Source organism: Modestobacter marinus (assembly GCF_019799945.1).
Classification (GTDB): Bacteria; Actinomycetota; Actinomycetes; order Mycobacteriales; family Geodermatophilaceae; genus Modestobacter; species Modestobacter marinus_B.
This window is the reverse complement of record NZ_JABGCH010000071.1, coordinates 1-5,050: the sequence shown is the minus strand read 5'-3', so window position 1 is coordinate 5,050 and position 5,050 is coordinate 1. Positions and strand designations below refer to the sequence as shown.

6 protein-coding genes and 1 pseudogene are annotated in these 5,050 nt (G+C 70.4%); 6 read left to right on the top strand and 1 reads right to left on the bottom strand.

Going from position 1 to position 5,050, the window contains the following annotated elements; translation table 11 throughout:
* The first annotated feature begins 436 nt into the window (after positions 1-436).
* Complete coding sequence (locus tag HK417_RS24010; RefSeq protein WP_222273088.1) at positions 437-622, top strand: hypothetical protein; 186 nt, start codon at positions 437-439, stop codon at positions 620-622.
* 236 nt (positions 623-858) lie between these two features.
* On the top strand, positions 859-1,329 hold the full coding sequence (locus HK417_RS24005) for a transposase family protein (protein ID WP_222273085.1): 471 nt from the start codon (positions 859-861) through the stop codon (positions 1,327-1,329).
* Between the two features lie 218 nt (positions 1,330-1,547).
* Here HK417_RS24005 and HK417_RS24000 read toward each other — a convergent pair whose 3' ends face one another.
* Positions 1,548-2,840: an FUSC family protein gene (locus tag HK417_RS24000; protein ID WP_222273081.1), complete on the bottom strand. Its 1,293-nt coding sequence runs from the start codon at positions 2,838-2,840 to the stop codon at positions 1,548-1,550.
* A 187-nt stretch (positions 2,841-3,027) separates the two neighbouring features.
* Here HK417_RS24000 and HK417_RS23995 point away from each other — a divergent pair.
* The 4 genes and pseudogenes from HK417_RS23995 to HK417_RS23980 form a co-directional block, all read left to right on the top strand.
* Positions 3,028-3,381 (top strand): annotated as a pseudogene (locus tag HK417_RS23995) (transposase family protein); the annotation flags it as partial.
* 484 nt (positions 3,382-3,865) lie between these two features.
* Positions 3,866-4,249: a helix-turn-helix domain-containing protein gene (locus tag HK417_RS23990; protein ID WP_222273078.1), complete on the top strand. Its 384-nt coding sequence runs from the start codon at positions 3,866-3,868 to the stop codon at positions 4,247-4,249.
* Between the two features lie 44 nt (positions 4,250-4,293).
* Positions 4,294-4,536, top strand: coding sequence for a hypothetical protein (locus HK417_RS23985; RefSeq protein ID WP_222273075.1), 243 nt, complete (start codon positions 4,294-4,296; stop codon positions 4,534-4,536).
* Between the two features lie 180 nt (positions 4,537-4,716).
* The gene (locus tag HK417_RS23980; RefSeq protein WP_222273072.1) at positions 4,717-4,956 is read left to right on the top strand and encodes a hypothetical protein; all 240 of its coding nucleotides are present in this window, start codon (positions 4,717-4,719) and stop codon (positions 4,954-4,956) included.
* The last annotated feature ends 94 nt before the right edge of the window (positions 4,957-5,050 follow it).

Below are 5,050 nucleotides of genomic sequence, written 5' to 3'. Positions count from 1 at the left end.
TGCAGGCCCTCGGCTACGCGGTCACGCTCAACCCCGCGGCCTGACCGGCCTGACGGAGATTTTCGGATCAGCCGCCCTCAGGGACAGGAGAGCGGCACACAGGACGCATAGGACAGCCCCTCAGTCCAACCGATACCGGCGGCAAAGTGAGGGGATCCGAGGGACGGGGCCTTCGACCTCGCCGACAGAGCACGCCGAACCCGATGAAGGCGCAGGTCGGAGCCGTGCTGGGGTGGGCCCCGTGGGGATCGAGCCCACAACCCGCGGATGAAAAGTTCCCCCGATACGCTCTTCTGACCAGATGGTTCAGTCGAATCCTGGCCCTCAGCAGCAGATATGCCGTTTACAGCGATCGGTTCGTGATGGCCGCAAACGGTCCTTGTGTGGGCGCCGTCCCCACCCGGATCAGCAGCCGGCCCGCAACGCCGCGTTCGGCGTGCCGCTGCCGCGATCGGTGCGCGGCGAGCAGCTCTTCCTCACTCGCGAGCAGGTCGACGACCTCGCGGCGGCCGCCGACCGGGACCGGCTGGCGATCCTGTTCCTGGCCTACACCGGCGTGCGCTACGGGAGATGGCGGCGCTGCGGGTACGCAACCTCGACCTGCTCCGCCCGCGGGCGCTGATCGTCGAGGCCATCGTCGATGACGAGCTGCAGGCCATCCTCCGGGCGGCGGAACGTTTGGTCGAAGCGCACCCCCAGTACCGCCTGGACCTCGGATCACGACCACAGAGGACTGAGAGCACTGGCGTCGATGGCTGCCCGCCGGGGCAGCCGTAGGTCAAGGCCTCCCTGTCCGCATTGCTGCCAGCGTCAGCGACCGTTTCTGGGCCGCTGGGCGCGGCCGACTCGATCGGCCTGGTGCAGGCGCTGATGGCGGTGCCGGACCCGCGTCGGCGGCAGGGGCGTCGTCACGGTCTGCAGTCGGTGCTGCTGCTCGCGCTGCAGGCAGTGATGGCCGGCGCCTCGTCGTGGGTGGCGATTGCGCAGTGGGCAGCGACCGCCCCGCAGGCGCTGGGCGTGTGTGGCGTATCGCCATCGGAGGCCACGTTCCGCCGGGTGCTGGCCGCGGTCGACATCACCGCCGTGGAAGCCGCGCTGACGACCTGGGTGACCGGCCGCCAAGCGCGCCCGGGCGCAGCAGCCGGCCGCACCGACGGCGGCCACGTGCCGCACCGTGCTGGCCGTGGACGGCAATACGCTGCGCGGCTCGAAGGCCGCCGGCGGTCAGCAGACCAAGCTGGTGTGCGTTTACGACCAGGCCCACCGGTTAGCCGGATCACCGTGGCGGGAGCTGCCGGAGCGGTTCGGGCCGTGGCAGACCGCCTATAGCTCCTGGCCGTCCAGCCGCAGCGGATGAGCGAGCGGTGCAGGCGTTGACGATCCGCCGCCGCTCCCCCTTCCCGGGACGCTCGGTCAGCATCGATCGGGTCTGCTCATTGACCAGGACCAGGTCTCCCTCGCGGTCCATCGTCGAGGGCTGTACCGGCGCCGCAGGCGTCCACCGGCTGGGGACCGCATCTCGCCGACCGGGCTCGGGTGGCAGGTCGTCAGCGCGGGTCGCGGCCCAGCATGGGCGGCGGGACGGGAGCGCCGCCGGTCGGTGACCGGCGGGCGATCCGCAGCTGCTCTGCCGCCTGCCGGGCGGCGCGTCGACCTCGGGAGGGATCCGGAGGGGGCTCCGGCTTTCGGGCCCGGCCGACGGGGTCCAGCTCGGCGAGCATCCGGTCGACCGTCGTCAGTAGAGCGGAGTCGAGCTCCCAGAGACCGGCACGGCTGCGCGGGTCGTGAAGGAGGTCCTGCACCAGGGACCGCCCGCTGCGCAGGGCGTCGAGCGCCGCGGCAAGTCGCTGCCGCTCCCATCCCGCACCGGCGCCCACCTCGGTGAGAAGCAGGCTCCCGAACTCGCGCACCGCGGTGCCCATGCGCGACAGCAGGCTGGCGGTGATCCGGTGGATGGCCTCGGCGTAGGCGGGATCCTCCGCTCCCGTCCGTTCCCGGGTGGCGTCGTCGAGGGCGCGGAACAGGGTCCGCAGCGACACCGAGGTGTGCTCCAGTGCGTCCAGTCCCCGCCGCATCCCCGGGCCGATCGGCGGGGTCCGCAGCGCCCGCACGTTGAGGCGGCGGCTCTCCTGGGCATGGGCCAGGGCCCGGTCCACGCGGGGAGCGTGCCGGTTGAGGCGCCGGGCGTCCTCCAGCCAGCGCGTCGACTGCTCTGCGGTCACCGGTCCTGCGGACAGGGTGGCTGCAGCATCGTCGAGGAGGCCGGCGATCTCGCTGGCGAACTTGTGCACGGCTTGCCCGGCGTAACGGGTCTGTACCGCGGGCGGGAAGAGCAGGTTGACGAGCATGCCGACCGCGGCGCCGATGAGCGTCTCGACGACCCGCCCGCCCCCGATGGACTCCACCCCCGCCGAGCCGACGCCGAGGACCAGCATCGCGCTGATGGGCACCTCCACCAGGTGTGGACCCAGTCTCAGCAGCTGCCCCACGACGATGGACGCCGCGACGAGGGCCGCGAGGCTCCACCAGGTCAGCCCGACCACGGCGACGACGAGCACCGCCAGGGCGACGCCGGCCACGACGCTCGCCACGCGCTGCAGCCCGTTGAGCAGGGTGCTGGTGAGGGTGGCCTGCACCACGAGGAGTGCCGTAAGCGCGGCGATGATCGGAGGTGGGCTGTGCAGCCCGACGAGCTGGGCGATGAGGAAGGCGGCGACCGTGGCGCCGGTCATCCGGCCGGCGCGGAAGGCCGCGGACCGGCCCCGCGTGCGCACGCGGAGCATGAACTCGGCCGCCGGGCGCGGGAGGCGCGGCCCGACTCCCCGGCTGCGACGGATCACCTCGTCATCATCCATCCCAGACCGGGCCAAGGACCTCCGGCACCGACGCCGCCTGCGCGGGGAGCCGGGCCGTGGCCGGGCGGAACCCTCGGGCAGTCGTGGCGCCGGGACCACTTTGGCACGGCCGAGAGTGGTCCCGGCGCCGCCAAGGTCTGCGCGAGTGCGCGGTGCCCACGGCTCCGACGGGCGGCCGGGTCGGGAGCACGACACCACCGTGTTGCGCAGCTCCGCCGAGGCGCTGCCGGTGTTGGCCCAGTGGACCGACGCGCAGCACGACGTCCTGGCCGACCTGGGCTACGAAGGCGAACGCGGTGCGCTGACCACCCCGGTCAAGATCACCGCCGGTCGCCGGCTGACCGACGATGAGCGCGCCGTCAACCTGCTGCACGCGGCCACACGCGCCCCGGCCGAGCGCGGCAACTCGCTGCTCAAAGCGTCCTTCAAGGCGCTGCGCCGGGTCAGCCTCTGCCCCTGGCGCATCGGCGCCATCACCGCCGCCGCCCTGGTCCTCCTCCATCACGACCACGGCCGAACCACATGATCACCGACCTGGCCCAGCCGTTACTGGGAAAGGCTCACTGAGCCTTCCACTCGTTGGCCTCGGCTCGGCGGGCGACGCAGGGCCGACGACGCGCCGGTGAGAAGCCTCGTCGGCCCTACGTCGCCTGGTCGACTAGCTGGGCTAGAACGTTCTATAAGCCGGCCTTGACGGCACGTCTACCAGCCTGCATACTTTTTATAGCGTTCTAGGTCGGTGGGAGCAGCGTGGGTCAGCTCGAGCCTGGATACATCGAACGGAGCGGGTCTGATCGGGGCGACCCGATGACTTCAGCACCGTAAAACGCTGGCGCGGCAGCTTCGGATCGAGCCCGGGCCGCGGACCGCCGTGGCAGACCGCGAGCGTTCCACAGCGCACGACGTCCCCGCCACATCTCTGCACAGGAGCGTCAATGGCCCCCAGTGTCGTTGCCTTGCGCCGCCACAGAGAGAGAGTAGTGACGACACCAGAGGAGACCCCCTCGGCAGTGTTGACGCACCTAGCTCTGGCGATCACTCGATACATCCGGCAGCTGCGCAAGGACGAGCTTCCGGTCCCGTCCATGGTCGATGAGTTGGCCGCGTGCCTGACGCTGTACGTCAGAACCCGTCAGGCTGCGTCAGGCGTGAACGGTGACTACGGGACGCCTCACGATGTCCCGGTGGTGCGGCGGCTACTGATCACCAAAGCAGAGGCCGCTGAACAACTCGGGGTATCGGTACGGACAGTCGAACGACTTATCGCCGCGGGGAGGTTACCGCTGGTCCACGTGGAAGGGGCAGCGCGGTTGCGGGTCGCCGATCTCGAGGCCTATGTCGACGCCTTGGTCCCGCCGAACACGGAACAGTCTGAGCGCGGAAACGAGGTCTGATCCCGCGTGTGTCGACGTAGTCTCGCGGACCACGGTGATGGGGTATGGCCTGTTTGAGACGACGGCACTACAGCCCATTCGGCGGGTTCACGCCGCTGCTGCAACACCGCCCCGAGCACGACCCGCTGCGGGAGGTGATCGAGGTCCTCGAGCGGTACAGGGCCACCGGCGCGCGCACGTTGGTGCTCTCCGCTGACAGCGGGCTCGCCGGCTACGACACCCGCCCCACCTTGGACGAGCACGGTTGGGCCACCCTGCTGGCCAACCTGAACCGGATCGATATGTGAGAACGATGATCCAGAACGGCGACGAGGTGCAGCGGGTGCTCGAGGGCTCGTCCATCTGCCTGTGCCTGGACACCCGTCACCTGCCCATGGGCGGCACCGATCCCGCCAAATTCACCCGGCAAGTACCGCACCCAATCGCCCACACACATCAAGGACGTCGAACTCGGCCTGGGCCGCCAGGTGCAGTCCGAGCGGCGCACCTACACCGAGGCGGTCCGTGACGGCATGTACCGCCCGCTCGGCAGCGGGGATGTCGATGTCGCTGCGATCGTCGGGCACCTGCGGAGGCAAGGCTACGACGGCTGGTACGTCCTCGAGCAGGATGCCATCCTCACCGAGGAACCCCGCGGCGCCGGCCCGGTGGCCGACGTGTACACCAGCGCCGAGTACCTGCGAAGCGTGATCAGCAGCAGCGGATGATCGCTCCGGCGTCTCGCAGCTAGCCCGGGGCTTTCACGTCAGCCGTTGATCAGCGAGGTCGGGATATAGGAAAGGTGCTCCTGACCTGCAAGGA